Origin of the sequence: Mycobacterium florentinum (genome assembly GCF_010730355.1) — a bacterium.
In the GTDB taxonomy this organism is placed as follows: Bacteria; Actinomycetota; Actinomycetes; order Mycobacteriales; family Mycobacteriaceae; genus Mycobacterium; species Mycobacterium florentinum.
The window spans coordinates 2,500,579-2,518,845 of the sequence record NZ_AP022576.1; the positions used below are offsets into that span (position 1 = coordinate 2,500,579).

An 18,267-nucleotide genomic window follows, 5' to 3' on the forward strand; every position below is an offset into this window, starting at 1 on the left:
CTGGTAGCACCGTTCTCCTACGCCAAATGCGTGGCGGATGAACGCGGAGTTAATTCTGTTCCAACCCCTATATATTTTGTCACACTAAGCGCCTATTGACGGAAATTCACCGGCCCACCTAAGTTCTAGCAATGACGGGTAGTCATCGGTGACGCCGCCCTTAAATCAGTTGCACACTCACTTTGCGAACCCAAACCCCCCGTGGGTGCGCCGTGCAGGAGGGAACTAGCCATGCCACAGCCGGAGCAGCTACCTGGGCCCAACGCGGACATCTGGAACTGGCAACTGCAGGGACTGTGCCGCGGTGTCGACTCGTCGATGTTCTTTCATCCCGACGGCGAACGTGGCCGCGCCCGCATGCAGCGTGAGCAGCGCGCCAAGGAGATGTGCCGGCACTGCCCGGTGATCCAGCAGTGCCGGTCGCACGCACTCGATGTCGGTGAGCCGTACGGGGTTTGGGGCGGCCTGTCCGAATCCGAGCGCGACATGCTGCTGAAGGGCGACATCGGCCGCAACCGCGGCATCCGCCGCTCGGCCTAGTCCGGGGACGCGTCGACTCCAGCTGACGTCGTGCGTTGTCGCCGATCACCGGGTCGTCGTCACTAGAGTCCGAATATGGACATCTCGTGTGCATTCGCGACGTCGTCGAACACCCCGGCCCACGCGGAGCTCGCCGAAGCGCTGGGCTACCAGCGGGCTCTACGACTCTCCGGCCCTCTACCCGGATGTATGGATGATTCTCAGCCGCTGCGCGCAATGCACGTCGCGGATCGGCCTGGGGCCCGGGGTGCTCGTTCCGAGCCTGCGGCATCCGATGGTGAACGCCGCCGCGATCGCCGAGCTGGAAAGCCAGGCGCCGGGGCGCGTCGCGGTGGCGATCGGTTCGGGTTTCACCGGCCGGATGTCGCTGGGCCAGCGGGCCATGCCGTGGCGGCTGGTGGCCGAATACGTACGGTGCTTGCGCGCCCTGCTGGCCGGCGAAACAGCCGAGTGGGAGGGCGCGAAAATCGGTATGTTGCAGCTTCCCGGTTTCGGGGCGAAGCGACCGATCGAGGTACCGATACTGATCGGCGCCGACGGCCCGAAGGGGCTGGCCGTTGCGGCGGAACTCGGCGACGGCGTCTTCTCCGCGGCCGTTCCGCAGGCCGAGGCTGCCAAGATCGCCGACTGGCGGGCGCTGTTGTGCTTCGGGACCGTGCTCGACGACGGTGAGGAGCTGACCTCCCCGCGCGCCATCGATGCCGCAGGGCCCGCCGCGGCGGTTCTGTATCACGCTATGTATGAGCGCGGCGGTGCCGAGGCAGTCGACGCGCTGCCCGGTGGGCAAGGCTGGCGCGAGGCAATCGAGGCCTACCCGACCGACGAGCGGCACCTCGCGATCCATCGCGGACATCTCGTCAAGGCAAATGTGAGCGACGAGCTACACCTCGTCGAGCTGATCCCGTTCGCGAGCTCGATGGCGTTGACCGGCACCGCCGGCGAGTTGCCGGAGAAGATCGCCGGACTCGCCGCACAGGGCGTCACCGAGATCGTCTACCAGCCAGCCGGATCCGACATCGAGCGGGAACTCACGGTGTTCGCGTCGGCCGCCGGTCTGCGTGAACCGCCCTCATGATGGCCTCGGTCCGAGAAGAGTTGCCGGCCAACTCGAATGGAATGGTCCCCACACCGCCGGCCCGGCGCATGCGCCGTTCCTGCAGAAGCATCACCGCGGTGTAGCCAACGAACGCCAGTATCGATGCCCCGGCCTTATCGAGACTCCCTTGATCACCGACTTTCAAACATCCATTGGTACGCCGAGCGCACTGGCATTTCTGGGCTCCGATGCCGCCAGCTACATCAACGGAACCAACCTGCTCGTCGACAACGGATTCTCAGCAGCCGTCACCACCAACCAGATTGACTACTCAAGCTTGCCGGCGGTTGACGCATTGACCAACTCCTCGGCCTGATGGCCGTGCCGCATCAGTCGAGGATCCTTCGTGCGACGTTGGTGCTGACGAGGTCGAGGAGTTCATCACCGCGGCCGGCCAGGATGGTTCGGATTGCGTACAGCGAGAACCCCTTTACCTGCTCAGCGGTGATGGTCGGCGGGATGGTGAGCTCCTGACGCGCGGTGACCACGTCGATGACCGCGGGCCCGTCATGCGCGAACGCGACTTCCAACGCCGCGTTGAGGTCAGCGGGCTGTTCGACACGCTGCGCAAAGAGCCCGACCGCGCGCGCCACCGCGGCGAAGTCGACTGCCGCCAAGTCGGTGCCGAAGTTCACGATGCCGGCGGCCTTCATCTCCAACTCGACGAAACCCAGCGATGAGTTGTTGAACACAATCACCTTCACCGGCAGTCGATTCTGCTTGAGCGTCACCAGTTCCCCGAACAGCATCGTCAGGCCGCCGTCCCCCGCCAGCGCGACAACCTGCCGACCACGGTCAACAGTCTGTGCACCGATCGCGTGCGAGAGGGCACCTGCCATGCTCCCGTGCGTCGCCGACCCGATCAGACGGCGCCGACCGTTCATCGTCAGGTACCGGGCCGCCCAAATCGTGGGTGTGCCTACGTCATAGGTGAACACCGCATCATCGCTTGCCAGTTGACTGGCAAGCCGCGCAACGTATTCCGGCCGGATCGGCGTGCGGTCGCGGTCGTTGACCGCCAGATCGTCAAGCGACTTGCGGGTCCTGCGGTAGTGCTTCAGCGCGCGATCCAAGTGGTCTCGCTCGAATGCTGGGGAGAGCAGCGGCCGCAACGCGCTGATCGTGTCCTTCACCGTGCCAAGCAATCCGAGATCGACATGCGCGCGCCTGCCGATATGGCTCCCGTCGATGTCGACCTGAATGATGGTGGCGGCGGTGGGATAGAACTGCCGGTAAGGGAAGTCGGTGCCCAGCATCAGCAGCACATCGGCCTCCTTGATCGCCTTGTATCCGGAGGCGAAGCCGAGCAGACCGGTCATGCCGACGTCGTAGGGGTTGTCGTACTCCAGATGCTCCTTGCCGCGCAACGCATGCACGATCGGCGCCCCCAACGTCCCTGCGAGGTCAACGACTTCGTCGTGCGCCCCGGCGCACCCCGCGCCAGCAAGGATCGTGATGCGTGTCGAGCGGTTGAGCATATCGGCGGCCTGGCGCAACGGCTCGTGGGCGGGTCGCAGCACCGAGCGGGTAGCCAAAACCGGCCCGATCTTCCAGTCCGGGTCACTGAGCTGGCTCAGGAAAACCTCTCCCGGTACGACAACAACGGCGACGCCGCGCTGTTCGATCGCGGACCGCATCGCCATCTCGACAATGCGTAGCGCCATTTCCGGCTTGCTGACGAGCTCGCAATACACGCTGCACTCACGGAACAGCTCCTGCGGGTGCGTCTCCTGGAAGTACTGCGAACCGACTTCATCCAGCGGTATCTGCGCCGCGATCGCCAAAACTGGAACACGAGTGCGCTGCGCGTCGAACAACCCGTTGATCAGATGCAGATTGCCCGGCCCGCAGCTGCCGACACACACCGCCAGGCCGCCGGTCAAAGCGGCGTCGGCCGCGGCGGCGAAGGCCGCGGCTTCCTCGTGACGCACGTGTTCCCAAGCGATTCGGCCCGAGCGGCGGATCGCATCGGTAAATCCGTTGAGGCTGTCACCCGGTAGGCCATAGACACGTGCTATCCCGCTGCCTTCGAGTGCTGAAATGATGTGCTGCGCAACGGTTGGCAATGCCTCGTCTCCTCGATCATCGGGCGGTCACGCGCCGTCGAGGGTTCCGGGTTGGGCGGCCTCGGTGCTTAAGCCGTCGACTTCTCCAGGACGTGCACGCCGCACGCGGAACCGAGTCCGATCACGTGAGCCAGGCCCACCTTGGCATCCTTGATCTGGCGTTCTCCGGCCTCGCCACGCAGGTGGTGACAGATCTCCCAGACGTTGGCGATGCCGGTGGCCGCGATGGGATGGCCCTTGGACTCCAGCCCGCCTGACACGTTCACCGGAGTCGAACCGTCACGCCAGGTCGCACCCGAGTTGAAGAAATCCGCCGCGCCGCCCTCTTCGCACAGCATCAGGTTGTCGTAGTGCACCAGTTCGGCGGTGGCGAAACAATCGTGCAATTCGACGAGATCGAGGTCGGCTGGGCCGATGCCCGCCTGCTCGTATGCGATCGTGGCGGCCTTTCGGGTGAGCGTGTTGACGTTCGGCAACACCTGACAGCCTTCTTCATAGGGGTCGGTCGTCAGGACCGACGCCGACACCTTCACCGCGCGCCGCCGCTGTTCGAGCGACAGCGACTTCAGGGTCTCGCCGCTGCACACGACCGCGGCCGCCGCACCATCGCAGTTCGCCGAGCACATCGGGCGCGTGTTCGGGTACGCGATCATGACGTCGTTCATGATCTGCTCGAGGGTGAACCGCTTTTGGTATGACGCAAGCGGATTCAGCGTGGAGTGGGCGTGGTTCTTCTCGCTGATCTTCGCGAACAACTCGAAGCTGGTGCCGCCGTACTTGTGGCCGTATTCGACCCCGATCTGGGCGAAGACGCCCGGCATCGTCTCCGTACCGATCCTGCCGTCGATCCCCGCGACCGCTCCATAGCGGCCGGCCGGCGTCCAGGTGTCAGCGTCCTTCTTCTTGGCCCCGCCCGCCAGCAGACCGGCACCCGCGAGCTTCTCGACACCGACCGCCAGGCCGTAGTCCACCTCGCCGGCCTTGACGGCCATGATGGCGGTGCGCAGTGCGGTGGCACCGGTGGCGCAGGCGTTGGCGACGTTGTAGACGGGGATGCCCGTTTGGCCGATCTGCTTCTGAAGCTGTTGCCCGACACTGGCATTCGCGTTCATCAGGTTGCCCGCGGCGAGCACACCAATGTCGGCCATGGTGACGCCCGCGTCCGAAAGCGCGCCCATGGCGGCCTCGGCCGCCAGGTCGACGGTGTCGAGTTCGGGGTGCTTGCCGAACTTGGTCATGTGGATGCCGAGGATCCAGACCTCATCGCTTGCGCTCATCACTGCTCCTTGGTTGCCGAAACGGGTTCGAAACCGAACCCGACCGCCTCCGTGCCCTCGGAGTCGGTGCCGATCGAGTGGGTGGCGAGACGTACTTTCATGCCGTCGAAAACGTGCTCGGGGTCGGGCTCGACGTTGATGAGGTTGGCACGCACCTGGGTTCCGCCGCAGTCGACCACGGCGGCCACGAAGGGGGTAGGGATACCGGGCGCCGCGAACGCAACGATGGTGAACGCGCGCACCGTGCCCTCGGTCACGACCGGGACGGTCCTGAATTCGGTGGCAAAGCACTTGGCGCAGGCGTTTCGCCGGTCGAAGTATCGGGCACCGCAGTTGACGCATTCCTGCGCGACCAGACGCGGTTTGTCGTCGTCCAGCACCAGATAGTCGACCAGCGGGATCTGTCCGGCCATGCGCACCTCCGTCGTTGGTGTCCTCGACGTTATCGCGAGACCGCCGACCCCGATAGCCTGGGCCGCATGACAAGCCAGAGCGACAAGGACGCGGCGTCGGCCGAGGGCACGGTGACCGTCACGGAGACGGGCACGGGCACGTACACGCAGCAGATCACCGCCGGACACCACCTGCTCGTTGCCGACGAGCCACGGCCGACCGGCGACGACGCCGGGCCCACGCCGTACGACCTACTGCTGGCCGCGCTGGGTTCGTGTACCTCGATGACGGTGCGGATGTACGCCAACCGCAAGGGCTGGCCACTGGAGCGGGTGCGAGTAACGTTGCGGCACTCGCGTATTCATGCGCAGGACTGCGCCGAGTGCGAAACCAAGTCCGGTTGGATCGATCACATTGATCGGGAGATCGAGTTGACCGGCGATCTCGACCAGACACAACGGGATCGGCTGTTGCTCATCGCCGAACGTTGTCCCGTCCATCAGACGCTGACCTCGGAAGTCCGGGTCGCCACATCATTGCGCGTTCCGCAATAGATTCGGGTAACTCCCCTCCCCGAAGGTGATTACTGCACCTTCTCTACTCGACGTAATATATCGTTATCTTGACGATCGTAACTATTTCATGGCACCGTCAAAGGGTGCTCAACTCGAGTCCAGTGGCCCTGATCACCGGTGCCGGCCGCGGCATCGGTCGTGCGTCGGCGGTGCGTCTTAGCGCGGCGGGCTACCGCGTCGCCCTGACCTCGCGCAGCGAAGACCAACTCCACGAAACCGCCCGATCCTGTTCCGGCGAGGCGCTCGTGCTGCCGGACGACATCACGTCCACCGACGCCATCGACCGCGTCTTCGACACGGTCGAGGAAGCGTGGGGCGGCGTCGACGTCCTGGTCGCCAATGCGGGTGCGGCAACCTCGGCTCCCGTTTCCAGGACCACCGACGAACAGTGGGCCCAGATGCTCGACCTGAACCTCACCGCGCCGTTTCGTTGCATTCGGCGGGCCCTTCCCACCATGGTCGAGCAGGGCCACGGCCGCATCGTGGTCGTGGCTTCCGTCGCCGCCAAGAAGGGTGAGCCCTACGTCAGCGCCTATACCGCCAGCAAGCACGGCGTACTGGGCGTCGTCCGCTCGGCGGCGGCCGAGGTCGCGGCCAAGGGAGTCACCGTCAATGCGGTCTGCCCGGGCTACGTCGACTCGTCGATGACACAGCACACCATCGCCAACATCGCGACGGCAACCAACTGCACGCCGGAGGAAGCACGAGCAGTGCTGGAGGCCAAGCAACCCAACCGGCGCCTGGTGACGGTCTACGAGGTAGCCGAAGCAGTCTGGCTGTGCGTCACGAACTCCGCCCTCAACGGGCAGGGCATCACCATCGACGGCGGAGGAGTCCAGTCGTGAGTCTCGAGTTCGTCAACCCGCCCGAATTGGGCACCCCCAAGGGCTTTTCGCACGCCGTCGTGGGCACCGGGTCAATCGTGTTCCTGGCCGGGGAGACGGCACTGGACGCGTCGGGGCGCATCGTCGGCGAGAATGTGGCCGCGCAATTCGAGCAAGCCCTGGGCAATCTGCTCACCGCACTCGCGGCCGCGGGCGGCACGCCCTCGGACCTCGCCAGCCTGACGATCTACATCGTCGATATGGACGACTACCGAGCCAACTCCCGCGCCATCGGCGCCGTCTGGAAGCGACTCGTCGGCACTCAATACCCCGCCATGGCGGGCATCGGTGTCGCGCGCCTGTGGGACGCCGAGGCGCTCGTCGAAGTGCAGGGATACGCCGTCCTGCCCGCCTGAGCGTTCCCGTGGTCACCCCGGGGCCGCCATCTTCTATGTCTCTTTCTTGACTATCGTCATTGACAGTCCATACCACGTACCGCACACTGCACTCGAGTGGTTTCTTCCAGGAAGGACGCGATGCCGCCACCCTCTGCCCACCACGACACTTTTTGCCGAGACAATCTTCCGGCCGAAGGCGACTGGCCCGAGCTGCTCTTCGACCTGCCCGGCCTGGAGTACCCCGAGCGGCTCAACTGCGCCGTCGAGCTACTCGACGATGTCGCCGACCGCGTCGGCGCCGATCGGCCATGCCTGTTGGCACCCGGCTCCGCGGTGTGGACGTATGGCGACCTGCGTCGCGTCTCCAACAAGATCGCGGCGGTGCTCACCGAAGATCACGGGATCGTCCCGGGAAATCGTGTCCTGCTCCGCGGCCCGAACAATCCGTGGCTGGTCGCCTGCTGGTTCGGCGTGATCAAGGCCGGCGCGGTGGCGGTCACCACGATGCCGATGCTGCGCGCGGGAGAACTGGCCGACATCGCCGAAATCGCCGCCGCCGACTTCGCGCTCTGCGACGCCCGTTTCGCCGACGAGCTGGACTCGTCGGGCATTGGGGGACTGCGCGTCGTGGAGTACGGCGCCGGCGCCGGTCTCGACGCCGCCATCAAGGACAAGACCGCGGAGTTCAGGCCGGTCGACACCTCAGCGGAAGACGTTGCCCTGCTTGCCTTTACATCGGGCACGACCGGCCGCCCCAAAGCCACGATGCACTTCCACCGCGACATCTTGGCGATTGCCGACACCTTCTCGGCGCACATCCTCAAGCCGGTGGCCTCGGACATCTTCACGGGAACTCCGCCGCTTGCGTTCACCTTCGGCCTAGGCAGCCTGGTCGTGTTCCCGCTGCGCGTGGGCGCCTCAACCCTGTTGCTGGAGAGGGCGACTCCCGACCAACTCGCCGACCTCATCGCGGAGCACCGGGTATCGGTCTGCTTCACCGCACCCACGGCCTACCGCTCGATACTGACCTCCGGCAAGGCCAACCAACTCTCGACGCTGCGCCGGGCGGTCTCCGCCGGAGAACATCTCCCCGCGGCGACGTGGCAATCGGTCTTCGACGCAACCGGCATTCGCCTGATCGACGGCATCGGGGCGACCGAGATGCTGCACATCTTCATCGCGTCCGCCGACGAAGATCCGAGGCCAGGTTCCACCGGGCGCGCCGTACCCGGCTACGTCGCAACGGTTCTCGACGAACACGGCCACCCCCTGCCCCCGGGGACTCCGGGGAGACTCGCGGTCAAGGGCCCCACCGGCTGTCGCTACTTGCGCGACGATCGGCAACACGAGTACGTGCAAAACGGCTGGAACATCACCGGCGACACCTTCGTCCAAGATGCCGATGGCTACTTCTGGTATCAGGCTCGCAGCGACGACATGATCGTGTCCTCGGGCTACAACATCGCCGGCCCCGAAGTCGAAAACGCCCTGCTCGCACACCCGGACGTGAGCGAGTGCGGTGTGGTCGGCCTCCCGGACGAGAGCCGGGGTCAACTTGTCACCGCCTTCGTGGTGCTGCGCGAGGGAGTAGACGGCACGGAAGTTGTTGCGACGCAACTGCAGGAGTTCGTCAAGCAACGCATCGCTCCCTACAAGTACCCGCGCCGCGTGGTCTTCATCGAGCAGTTGCCCAAGACGGCCAGCGGCAAGTTGCAGCGCAAACGGCTTCAAGAACTGGAACCGAGCCGGAGCACCCAACACGCCCACTGACGACTTCGTCCATCGGGACCGATATATACGATATTTGACGCTCGTAATTTATAGGGCATATAATACCCTCGTCGCCCGAATTCCTACAGGAGGCCAGTGTGCGTATTGCAGTCGTCGGTGGCGGTCCGGGCGGCCTGTACTTTTCGGCCCTGGCCAAGCAGCTGGGCCCGGACAACGAGATCACGGTGTGGGAAAGGAATGCCGCCGACGACACCTTCGGGTTCGGCGTCGTCTTCTCCGACGAGACCCTCGGCGGGATCGAGCACGCGGACAGTGAGATCTATCGGCGGATGGAGCAGGAATTCGCGCGCTGGGACGACATCGACGTGCATTTCCGCGGTGAGACGATTACCAGCGGGGGCCACCGTTTCGCGGCCATGAGCCGCAAGCGGCTGCTGCAGATTCTCCAGGAACGTTGTGCCGGCCTCGGCGTGAGCGTGCATTTCTGCACCGAGGCTCCGAATGTGAAAATCCTTGGCGCGACGCATGATTTGGTCGTAGCATCCGACGGCGTCAATTCGGTGGTGCGTTCGGCCTACGCCTCGTCCTTCGAGCCGCGGCTCGACCACGGTGCGTGCAAGTACATGTGGCTGGGGACCAGCAAGGTCTTCGACGCGTTCAAGTTCTATATTCGCGAAACGCCGTACGGCGTGATGCAGGCGCATGGCTACCCGTTCGATGCCACGGGTAGCACCTTCATCGTCGAGATGAGGGAAGACGTCTGGCGCGCAGCCGGGTTCGACATCTTCGCGGCACGTGATTTCGCACCGGGTGAGTCCGACGAGAAATCCATCGACGTGGTCAAGGACCTGTTCGCCGACGTCCTCGACGGCCACGAGGTGATGGCGAACAACTCCAAATGGATGAACTTCGCCACCGTGCACAACGAGCACTGGCGGCACGACAACATCGTGCTCCTCGGCGATGCCGCGCACACTGCCCACTTCTCCATCGGCTCAGGCACCAAGCTCGCGATGGAGGATGCCCTGTCCCTGGCCGCCTGCCTGCACGAACACGATGACGTTGCCGTCGCGCTCAACGAGTACAAAACCGAGCGCAAGGCGGTCGTGCTGTCTACCCAGCGCGCAGCCCGGGCGAGCCTCGAATGGTTTGAGAACCTCAACCAATACGTCGACCAGCATCCCCAACAGTTCGCGTTCAACATCATGACCCGCAGCCGCCGGGTCACCTACGAGAACCTGCAATTGCGCGATCCCGAATTCGTTGCGCGCGTCAACGACTGGTTCGCCGCCGAGCACCTCTCCCACCGGCCCGACACCCCGCCGATGTTTCAGCCGTTCCAACTCGGCGAGTTGCAGCTGGCCAACCGCGTGGTGGTGTCCCCGATGGACATGTACCGTGCCCAGGCCGGCATGCCCAACAACTTCCACCTGGTCCACCTCGGCGGCAAGGCGCTTGGCGGCGCCGGCCTGGTGATGACCGAAATGGTCTGCGTCAGCGAGACAGGCCGGATCACCCCCGGCTGCGCCGGCATATGGACCGACGAACAGGCGTGGGCCTGGCGGCAGGTCACGGACTTCGTACACGCGGACACACCCGCGAAAATCGGTGTCCAGCTTGGTCATTCCGGCCGCAAAGGCTCCACGAAGCTCATGTGGGACGGTATCGACCAGCCGCTCGACGAGGGTAACTGGGAAATCGTGGCCCCGTCGCCGCTCCCGTACCAGCCGGATGTGAACCAGGTGCCCCGGGAACTCACCGAAGCGGACCTCGCGCAGATCAAACAGGACTTCGTCGACGCGGCAAGGCGATCCGACGAGGCGGGCTTTGATCTGCTCGAGCTGCACTGCGCACACGGCTATCTGCTCTCGTCCTTCATTTCCCCGGTCACCAACCAGCGCACCGACCAGTACGGCGGCGACCTGGCCAGTCGGCTGCGCTACCCGCTGGAGGTGTTCCGGGCGGTACGGGAGGTGTGGCCGGCGCACAAGCCGATGACGGTCCGTATTTCCGCGACCGACTGGGTCGACGGCGGAATCACCGGTGACGACGCGGTTTTCATCGCCCAGGCCTTCAAGGATGCCGGCGCCGCCGCGATCGACGTCTCATCGGGCCAGGTGACTCCCGCCGAGACGCCCGCCTTCGGCCGGTCCTATCAGACGCCCTTCGCGGACAAGATCCGCAACAACGTCGACATACCCACGATCGCGGTCGGTGTGATCTCGTCGCACGACGACGTGAATTCCATTGTGCTGGCCGGGCGGGCCGATCTGTGCGCGCTGGGCCGGGTTCATCTCTACGACGCCAACTGGACGCTGCACGCCGCCGCCGAACAGGACTACGCGGGCCCCGGTGCCCAATGGCCGAAGGCCTGGCGAGCCGGCCGGCGCAAACCGCAGACCGGCCGCACCGACGGCCCCAAGCCGCGCCTGCAACTGATCCGCGAGGGCGTGACCGGCACCCGACACGACCGGTGGCGGCCCGCCCAGCAGGAGAGTCGATGACCGTGCTCAGCGCCCACGAGAGCGCGTACACGCGGCGGATACGCGAGTTGGCGCAGACCGAGTTGCTGCCGCTGCTCGACCACGGCGGCGACGGCCGGGTGAACCGCGCGCTGCTGGCGGCGATGGGTAATCACGGACTGCTTCGCGACCTGTTCGGCGGATCGCCCGACGAGCCCCCCAGCGACGCCGCGGCCATGCGACTTTGCCTGCTGCGCGAGACCATCGCCGGTGTGTCGACCGAAGCGGAGACCGCGCTGGCGCTGCAAGGTCTCGGTTCGTACCCGATCCTGCAGTCGGGTCGACGCGAGGCCGTCGAACGGTGGATCCCGGGGGTGGTGCGCGGTACCACGGTCGCGGCCTTCGCGCTGACCGAGCCCACGGCCGGTTCCGACGCGGCCGCCCTGGCGCTGACGGCCGCGCGCGACGGCGACGGGTGGCGATTGAGCGGGGAGAAGATCTGGATCTCCAATGCGCCGGAAGCCGACGTCTACACCGTGTTCGCCCGCACCACACCGGATGCGGGCGCTCGCGGCGTCACGGCGTTCGCGGTGGCCGGCAACGCCGCCGGCCTGTCCGGTGAGCACCTCGACTTGCTGTCACCGCACCCAATCGGCCGGCTTCGCTTCGACGATGTGCGCGTCGAGCCCGCCGACGTGCTCGGCGAGGTCGACGCCGGGTTCAAGGTGGCGATGCGCACCCTCGACCTGTTCCGCCCCAGCGTCGGCGCGTTCGCGGTAGGGATGGCGCAGGCGGCGCTGGACGCCACGATCGACCACGTCGCCACGCGACACGCGTACGGCGCACCGTTGGCGACTCAACAGTCGATCGCGCACAAACTCGCCGACCTGGCCACCCAACTGGAGGCCGCGCGGCTGCTCGTGTACACCGCTGCCCGCACGTATGACGGCGGTGCCACCCGCGGCGAAATCACCCGGCGCGCAGCGATGGCCAAGCTATTCGCCACCGAAGCCGCTCAGGTCATCGTCGACCAGTGCGTCCAGCTGCACGGCGCCTACGCCTTACGGCGCGGCCATCTGCTCGAGCACCTCTATCGCGACGTCCGCGCGCCCCGCATCTACGAAGGTGCGTCGGAAGTGCAGCGCTCCATCATCTCCCGTGAGCTGTTCCGAGAAAGGACGACACCGTGACCCGGTTCCGAGCATCCGTCCCGCTGACGGCGACGTGGAAGAACTTCGACTTCGCCGTCGAGGGTCCCGTCGCCACCGTGACGTTGAGTCGTCCCGAAAAGTTGAACCCGCTCACGTTCGAGTCCTACGCCGACCTGCGCGACCTGATCGCCGAACTGCCACATCATCGCGGCGTCAAGGTCCTGGTGATCCAGGGAGCGGGACGGGGTTTCTGCGGTGGCGGCGACGTCAACGAGATCATCGGCGAGCTGATCAAGATGAAGGCCGGCGAACTGATGCAGTTCACAAAGATGACCGGCGACGTCATCCGCGCCATGCGCGAGTGCCCGATCCCGATCATCGTCAGGATTCAGGGCATCGCAGCCGGGGCGGGCGCGGTCATCGCGCTCGCGGCGGACTTCCGGATCGTGGGCCGCTCAGGGCGTTTCGCTTTCCTGTTCACCAAGGTCGGGCTGTCCGGCGGCGACATGGGCGCGGCCTATCTACTGCCCCGTGTCGTCGGCCTTGGCCGCGCCACCCAGCTACTGATGCTGGGCGACACGATCGATGCCGAGACCGCCGACCGCTACGGCCTGGTCTCACAGCTCGTCGACGACGAACTGCTCGACGAGTCGGTCGCCGCCCTTGCCCACCGGCTCGCTACCGGCCCGAGTCTTGCTCTGTCACAGACCAAATCGTTGCTGACACGCGAGCTGGAAATGTCGCTGTCGGCTGCGATGGAACTCGACGCGATGACCCAAGCATTGCTGATGACCACCGACGACCACGCCGAGTTCCACGCGGCGTTCAACGCCCAGCGCCCACCCGCCTGGAAGGGACAGTGATGGACCCCGTCGATTTCCTGCAGAGCGACGACCTGCTCTCGGACGAAGAGCGTGCCATCGGCCAGAGCGTGCGCGACTACGCGCGGGCCGAGCTCGCGCCGCACGTGTCAGACTGGTACGAGTCCGGCACGATCCCGGTCGAGATCGCCCGGGGCCTAGGAAAACTCGGCCTGCTCGGCATGCATCTCGAGGGCTACGGCTGCGCCAACACCACGGCCACCGCCTACGGCGTCGCATGCCGCGAACTCGAGGCAATCGACTCGGGGCTGCGCAGCCTGGTTTCCGTGCAAGGGTCGCTCGCGATGTTCGCGATCCACCACTGGGGCACCGAACAACACCGCCAGGAGTGGCTCCCGCGAATGGCGACCGGCGACGCGATCGGATGCTTCGGCCTGACCGAAGCCGACGCGGGCAGCGACCCCGGTTCGATGCGCACCCACGCAAAGCGAGACGGTGACGATTGGATACTCAACGGCTCGAAGATGTGGATCACCAACGGCACGATCGCCAGCGTCGCGATCGTATGGGCGCAAACCGACACGGGTATACGTGGTTTCGTCGTCCCAACCGACTCGCCCGGCTTCAAGGCGCACGAGATCGGCCGCAAGCTGTCGCTGCGGGCATCCGTCACGGCCGAGCTTTCCCTCGACGATGTCCGGCTGCCGTCCTCGGCGGTCTTCCCGGACGTCCGGGGCCTGAAGGGACCGCTGTCCTGCCTGAACGAGGCACGGTACGGCATCCTGTGGGGTGCGGTCGGCGCCGCGCGGGCCTGCCTGTGTGAAGCCCTCGAATACAGCCTCCTGCGAACACAATTCGGCAAGCCATTGGCCGCGTTCCAACTGACGCAACGCAAGCTCGCCGACATGTCGATCGCGGTGGCCAATGCCGCTCTCACCGCCGTCCAACTCGGCCGGCTCAAGGACACGCACTGCATCACGCCCGAACAGATCAGCCACGGCAAACTCGCCAACGTCCGCTCGGCCCTCGAGGTCGCTCGCACCGCGCGCGCCGTGCTCGGTGCGGCCGGCATCACCCTCGATCACTCGGTGATGCGGCACATGAACAACCTCGAGACGGTCGCGACCTACGAGGGCACCGAGGAAATGCACACGCTCAGCATCGGGCGTGCGCTTACCGGCATCGCCGTGTTCCGCTGACCGATTGGCAAGTCAGCCAGACGATTTACGTCGGGGCGGCGTACCGGTTCTCGCGCGCCTTCCGTGGATGACCGCCAGCGCATGTTTCTGCGCCAACGGGCGCAGTACCTTGTTCAGCTCGCCGAACAACTCGCCGGCCGCCTCGCCGTTCCACGCCGGCGGCAATAGCGACAGCGGCAGGCCGGGATCACGGTACGGCAGCTGACGCCACTGGGTCAGCATCTGCACGTACGTTTGAAACGCCTCCTCGGGGCTGAACCCCTCGGCCGACGACCGATAGAGGGCCGACCGATAGCGGTGCAGGAACTCGGCATACAGCTCGGTGAGTTCTTCCAGGTTCCACCACACGTGGACTTTCGATCGAAGGTCGCTGAATGCGACGTATCGACCGCAAAAGATGTCGACGTATTCGAACAACCCCCTGCGTTGCAGGGCATGACGGGTCTCATCCGCAAGGTTTCCCGGTGCCAGCCAGACCCCGGGCGCCACGGTGCCGAAGCCGAGGCGGGTGAGGCTCGATCGCAGGGAATGCCGCTTTTCCCGCTCGGATTCGGGCACCGAGAAAACCACCACCACCCATCCGTCTTCGATGGTGGCTCTGCGGCGTTCGAAGATCCGGACGTCGCCCTCGGCCAGCACCTCCAACGTCGACGCGGACACGGCGTAGCCCGCGGTGTCCGCGTGATGCTCGCTGATCAGGACCCCACGACGCTTGAGGCGTGAGATCGCCGAACGTACCGCCGGCCCCTCGCCGCCAAGATCGGCCATCAGGTCGACCACCGAGGCGACGGACAGCCAATTGCCCTCGGCACGCGCGTAGAGGCCGAAGATCGTCAGAATCTGCTGAGCGAGGCGCGCGTCCCGACCACCGCCGGTCCGAGCCGAGTGAACCGCTGAGGCCATGCGAGCACCCTACCCGGGTTCGCATCGCGTTTGGTTGACGGCGGTCACGCCTTCGCGCGCGCCGGCACTCAGTCGGCGGGCGGACGCGGCGCCGGGCTCCCCGTCAACGCGATGTAGACCGCGTCGATGTCGAGGTCCAGGTCGACCCTGCGGTGGACGAACCGCCATCCTGACGGAGTGCGGGCGAAGGCGTCCGTATACCGACCGCTCGTCACCAAATCCCAGGTGCTCTTGTCCTTCTGGCGCTTGGCCAACAGCAGGGTGGCGACTTGCGTCGCCCGGTCACCGCTGACGTCGACGATGGCGTCGAGCGTCATGTGCACGGTTCCGTAACCGAGTCCCTCGGCGGCCGCCATCAACTCCTGACGACCCGACAGTACGGGAAGCCCAACCAGCTCCATGGTGCCCTCGGGTACAAACGTGTCGGCGAACGCGTCGATATCGCGGTCGTCGACGGCGCGTGAGTACCGGGCGGTGAGATCACGGATGGCGATCCGATCTTCGGCAACAGACACGATGAGATTCCTTAATTAGACGGAGTGAACGCGACGTGGACCGCGGTCGGGCTGAACAGGAAACCACCCTGCAAGCCGCTGAATTCGACGTCCTGGGCGAGACGGAGGTCGGGAAGACACCGAAGCATTTCTTCGGTGGCGATCCGCATCTCAGCGCGTGCCAGATGCATACCGAAGCACTTGTGGATGCCGTCGCCGAAAGCAAGGTGCCGGTTGGCATTCGGCCGCTCGACGCGAAACTCATCCGGAGAGTCGAACACGTCGGGGTCACGATTGGCCGCACCGAAATTCATCATCACTCGGGCGTCCGCCGGCAAGTCCACGCCGTGTATCTGAGCGGGACATGTCGTCTTGCGCCCAATCGCGTGGAGCGGCGAGTAGATGCGCAACGTTTCTTCAACCGCATTGGGGATCAGCTCCGGCCGCTCGATCAGCAAGTCACGCCGGGCCGAATCGGATCCGAGCAGGTATGCCATGCTCGCCAGCGCCGCCACCAGCGAGTGGTGCCCGCCGAGCGTCATAGTCACCACGTACATCGCGAGCTCCGGATCCGGGAGCAGCTCGCCACGAATCTTCACCTGGGTCATCGAGGTCAGCGCGTCCTCGCGCGGCTTCTCCCTGCGATCCTGGACCTCGGCGATCATCATGCCGACATATGCGCCCATCGCCGCGTCGCCGGCCGGCGTGTCGGCGTTGCGGACCCAGTCCGTCGTCAGTTCTCGCACCCGCTGTTTGGCCACCCCGGTGATTCCGAGCACCTCGGCGATCACGCCGACCGCGAACGGCTCGGAGAAATCCTCGATGATCTCGCATTCCCCGCGGCTGCGGACCGCGTCGAACAGCTCAACGGCATTGCGCCGGATCATCGCTTCGGACTTCGACACTTCGCCAGGCGTCAGCAGGGGCACCATCACCCTGCGATGGTCGCCGTGCACCGGCGGGTCAAACTCCAACGCCCGGAACGGCGGTCGATCCAACTCGGGTACGAGAATGCCGTGCGCCGAAGAATACGTCGCGTGGTTCTGGGCGACGCTCCGAACGTCGTCGTACCCGGTCACTGTGTAGAAGCCGCCGTAGAGGTCACTGAATTTCACGGGGCACTCTCGTCGCATCTCGACGTAGGCGTCGTAGAGCGCTTCACCTTTCAGGGTGTCATCGTGGTGGTCGTAGCCTACTGGCGATTGACGTTCCGTCTCCATAAGGACACCGTGTCGTGAATGCATCACCAACACATCCGTCAAATTACCGAGTCTGTACTGATTTTCGAGGCCGAAGGTGCGGGCGCCGAGCACATTCGATTCACGTTCGCCCTACTGCCGAGCGTCCTCGCCCTCGTCGATCCGGCGGCGGAACGCGACGATCTCGTGCTCGGCGCAGATCAGCACCGCGGACGTGAGCGCGGCTGCACCCGGCGTGTGCACGACGGCCCAGCCCAACCGCCCCCACGGCACCGATGCGTCGCCTACGCGCCCGTCAGGCTCAGTAGAGGGGTCAGCAAAGGGGACCGTGTCAAGCAGCCTCCGTTTCGGTTGGTTGGGCGCCCTTGGCTATCACATCACCATGCCGCCGTCGACCGGTAGGACTTGTCCGGTGACGTAGGACGCCGCGTCGGAGGCCAAAAATACAAAGGATCCGGCGATCTCGTCTGGTGCGGCCCAGCGACGCAATGGGATTCGCGCCATCATGTTGGCGGAGAACTTTTCGTTGGTGCGGATGGTCTCGGTCATCGGTGTCGCGGCGAGCGGGGCCAGGGCGTTGACCAGGATCTGCTTGCGCGCCAGCTCGCGAGCGAGCGACTTGGTCAGTCCGATGATCCCGGCCTTGGCGGTCGAGTAGTTGACCTGGCCGAGCGTGCCGGTGATCCCCGCCGCCGAGGTGACGTTGATGATGCGGCCGGTCCCATCAGTCGCCAAGAACGGCAGCGCGGCTTGAGCGCAGTGGAACGCGCCCAGCACGTGAATATCGACCAGACGCCGGAAGCTGTCCTCGGAGATATCCGCGAACATCGCGGGTGCGGTAACACCGGCGTTGTTTACCAGGATGTGCAGTGTGCCGCTTGCCATCTCGGCAGCTTTGGCGACCGCGGCATCGGCCGAGGCGCGCCGTGTCACGTCGAGCGATGCGCTATCGGCCGCACCGCCTTGCTCGGTGATGCGCGCCGCGACCGCTTTTGCGGCGTCTTCATCGATGTCGGTCACCAACACCGCGGCGCCCGCGGCGGCGAACGCCTGCGCGACTGCCGAACCGATGCCGCCGGCGGCGCCCGTCACCAGCGCCGACCGGCCGGTGAGATCGAACGATGGAATCATCTGTGTC

General features: G+C 65.6%; 19 protein-coding genes. 11 read left to right on the plus strand and 8 right to left on the minus strand.

Annotation, left to right across the window (positions count from 1 at the left end):
• The first annotated feature begins 231 nt into the window (after positions 1–231).
• The 3 genes from G6N55_RS11620 to G6N55_RS11630 all read left to right on the plus strand — a co-directional run bounded on the left by G6N55_RS11620 (position 232) and on the right by G6N55_RS11630 (position 1,952).
• Positions 232–540 carry a WhiB family transcriptional regulator gene (locus G6N55_RS11620; RefSeq protein ID WP_085219638.1) on the plus strand — a complete coding sequence of 103 codons (309 nt, stop codon included), beginning with the start codon at positions 232–234 and terminating at the stop codon, positions 538–540.
• Positions 541–733: 193 nt separating this feature from the next.
• Positions 734–1,615 carry an LLM class flavin-dependent oxidoreductase gene (locus G6N55_RS11625; RefSeq protein WP_232078981.1) on the plus strand — a complete coding sequence of 294 codons (882 nt, stop codon included), beginning with the start codon at positions 734–736 and terminating at the stop codon, positions 1,613–1,615.
• 148 nt (positions 1,616–1,763) lie between these two features.
• Positions 1,764–1,952, plus strand: coding sequence for a hypothetical protein (locus tag G6N55_RS11630; RefSeq protein ID WP_085219637.1), 189 nt, complete (start codon positions 1,764–1,766; stop codon positions 1,950–1,952).
• 13 nt (positions 1,953–1,965) lie between these two features.
• Here the strand turns inward: G6N55_RS11630 and poxB are convergent, their stop codons facing one another.
• The 3 genes from poxB to G6N55_RS11645 form a co-directional block, all read right to left on the minus strand.
• On the minus strand, positions 1,966–3,702 hold the full coding sequence (gene poxB / locus G6N55_RS11635; RefSeq protein WP_085219635.1) for a ubiquinone-dependent pyruvate dehydrogenase: 1,737 nt from the start codon (positions 3,700–3,702) through the stop codon (positions 1,966–1,968).
• A 68-nt stretch (positions 3,703–3,770) separates the two neighbouring features.
• Positions 3,771–4,979, minus strand: a complete 1,209-nt coding sequence (locus G6N55_RS11640; RefSeq protein ID WP_085219633.1) for a thiolase family protein — start codon at positions 4,977–4,979, stop codon at positions 3,771–3,773.
• Positions 4,979–5,392, minus strand: coding sequence for a Zn-ribbon domain-containing OB-fold protein (locus G6N55_RS11645; protein ID WP_085219631.1), 414 nt, complete (start codon positions 5,390–5,392; stop codon positions 4,979–4,981). The genes G6N55_RS11640 and G6N55_RS11645 overlap by 1 nt, the downstream gene beginning before the upstream one ends.
• A 66-nt stretch (positions 5,393–5,458) precedes the next feature.
• On the opposite strand from G6N55_RS11645, the gene G6N55_RS11650 reads away from it, so the two are divergent.
• The 8 genes from G6N55_RS11650 (at position 5,459) to G6N55_RS11685 (ending at position 14,533) form a co-directional block, all read left to right on the plus strand.
• On the plus strand, positions 5,459–5,926 hold the full coding sequence (locus G6N55_RS11650; protein WP_085219629.1) for an OsmC family protein: 468 nt from the start codon (positions 5,459–5,461) through the stop codon (positions 5,924–5,926).
• 104 nt (positions 5,927–6,030) lie between these two features.
• The gene (locus G6N55_RS11655; RefSeq protein ID WP_197747397.1) at positions 6,031–6,792 is read left to right on the plus strand and encodes an SDR family NAD(P)-dependent oxidoreductase; all 762 of its coding nucleotides are present in this window, start codon (positions 6,031–6,033) and stop codon (positions 6,790–6,792) included.
• Complete coding sequence (locus G6N55_RS11660; RefSeq protein ID WP_085219627.1) at positions 6,789–7,187, plus strand: RidA family protein; 399 nt, start codon at positions 6,789–6,791, stop codon at positions 7,185–7,187. Before G6N55_RS11655 ends, G6N55_RS11660 begins: the two co-directional genes overlap by 4 nt.
• 120 nt (positions 7,188–7,307) lie before the next feature.
• Positions 7,308–8,939, plus strand: coding sequence for an AMP-binding protein (locus G6N55_RS11665; RefSeq protein WP_085219690.1), 1,632 nt, complete (start codon positions 7,308–7,310; stop codon positions 8,937–8,939).
• Between the two features lie 98 nt (positions 8,940–9,037).
• On the plus strand, positions 9,038–11,404 hold the full coding sequence (locus G6N55_RS11670; protein WP_085219625.1) for a bifunctional salicylyl-CoA 5-hydroxylase/oxidoreductase: 2,367 nt from the start codon (positions 9,038–9,040) through the stop codon (positions 11,402–11,404).
• A complete protein-coding gene (locus G6N55_RS11675) occupies positions 11,401–12,552 on the plus strand; it encodes an acyl-CoA dehydrogenase family protein (RefSeq protein WP_085219623.1) in 1,152 nt (383 codons plus the stop codon). Before G6N55_RS11670 ends, G6N55_RS11675 begins: the two co-directional genes overlap by 4 nt.
• Positions 12,549–13,376, plus strand: a complete 828-nt coding sequence (locus G6N55_RS11680) for an enoyl-CoA hydratase family protein (protein WP_085219621.1) — start codon at positions 12,549–12,551, stop codon at positions 13,374–13,376. The genes G6N55_RS11675 and G6N55_RS11680 overlap by 4 nt, the downstream gene beginning before the upstream one ends.
• Positions 13,376–14,533 carry an acyl-CoA dehydrogenase family protein gene (locus tag G6N55_RS11685; protein WP_085219619.1) on the plus strand — a complete coding sequence of 386 codons (1,158 nt, stop codon included), beginning with the start codon at positions 13,376–13,378 and terminating at the stop codon, positions 14,531–14,533. Before G6N55_RS11680 ends, G6N55_RS11685 begins: the two co-directional genes overlap by 1 nt.
• A 12-nt stretch (positions 14,534–14,545) precedes the next feature.
• On the opposite strand, the gene G6N55_RS11690 is transcribed toward G6N55_RS11685, so the two are convergent.
• From G6N55_RS11690 to G6N55_RS11710, 5 genes are all read right to left on the minus strand, one after another.
• On the minus strand, positions 14,546–15,436 hold the full coding sequence (locus tag G6N55_RS11690) for a PaaX family transcriptional regulator (protein WP_085219617.1): 891 nt from the start codon (positions 15,434–15,436) through the stop codon (positions 14,546–14,548).
• 68 nt (positions 15,437–15,504) lie between these two features.
• The gene (locus tag G6N55_RS11695) at positions 15,505–15,951 is read right to left on the minus strand and encodes a nuclear transport factor 2 family protein (RefSeq protein WP_163667280.1); all 447 of its coding nucleotides are present in this window, start codon (positions 15,949–15,951) and stop codon (positions 15,505–15,507) included.
• Positions 15,952–15,962: 11 nt separating this feature from the next.
• The gene (locus tag G6N55_RS11700; protein WP_163667283.1) at positions 15,963–17,150 is read right to left on the minus strand and encodes a cytochrome P450; all 1,188 of its coding nucleotides are present in this window, start codon (positions 17,148–17,150) and stop codon (positions 15,963–15,965) included.
• A gap of 111 nt (positions 17,151–17,261) precedes the next feature.
• A complete protein-coding gene (locus G6N55_RS11705) occupies positions 17,262–17,402 on the minus strand; it encodes a hypothetical protein (protein ID WP_163667286.1) in 141 nt (46 codons plus the stop codon).
• 99 nt (positions 17,403–17,501) lie between these two features.
• The gene (locus G6N55_RS11710) at positions 17,502–18,260 is read right to left on the minus strand and encodes an SDR family NAD(P)-dependent oxidoreductase (protein WP_085219611.1); all 759 of its coding nucleotides are present in this window, start codon (positions 18,258–18,260) and stop codon (positions 17,502–17,504) included.
• Positions 18,261–18,267 lie beyond the last annotated feature (7 nt).

Bases quoted from the DNA above. Each gene is read 5' to 3' on its own strand.
- G6N55_RS11620 (WP_085219638.1), top strand. From the start codon at position 232: ATGCCACAGCCGGAGCAGCTACCTGGGCCCAACGCGGACATCTGGAAC.
- G6N55_RS11625 (WP_232078981.1), top strand. From the start codon at position 734: ATGATTCTCAGCCGCTGCGCGCAATGCACGTCGCGGATCGGCCTGGGG.
- G6N55_RS11640 (WP_085219633.1), bottom strand. From the start codon at position 4,979: ATGAGCGCAAGCGATGAGGTCTGGATCCTCGGCATCCACATGACCAAG.
- G6N55_RS11645 (WP_085219631.1), bottom strand. From the start codon at position 5,392: ATGGCCGGACAGATCCCGCTGGTCGACTATCTGGTGCTGGACGACGAC.
- G6N55_RS11650 (WP_085219629.1), top strand. From the start codon at position 5,459: ATGACAAGCCAGAGCGACAAGGACGCGGCGTCGGCCGAGGGCACGGTG.
- G6N55_RS11665 (WP_085219690.1), top strand. From the start codon at position 7,308: ATGCCGCCACCCTCTGCCCACCACGACACTTTTTGCCGAGACAATCTT.
- G6N55_RS11675 (WP_085219623.1), top strand. From the start codon at position 11,401: ATGACCGTGCTCAGCGCCCACGAGAGCGCGTACACGCGGCGGATACGC.
- G6N55_RS11685 (WP_085219619.1), top strand. From the start codon at position 13,376: ATGGACCCCGTCGATTTCCTGCAGAGCGACGACCTGCTCTCGGACGAA.
- G6N55_RS11690 (WP_085219617.1), bottom strand. From the start codon at position 15,436: ATGGCCTCAGCGGTTCACTCGGCTCGGACCGGCGGTGGTCGGGACGCG.
- G6N55_RS11700 (WP_163667283.1), bottom strand. From the start codon at position 17,150: ATGGAGACGGAACGTCAATCGCCAGTAGGCTACGACCACCACGATGAC.
- G6N55_RS11710 (WP_085219611.1), bottom strand. From the start codon at position 18,260: ATGATTCCATCGTTCGATCTCACCGGCCGGTCGGCGCTGGTGACGGGC.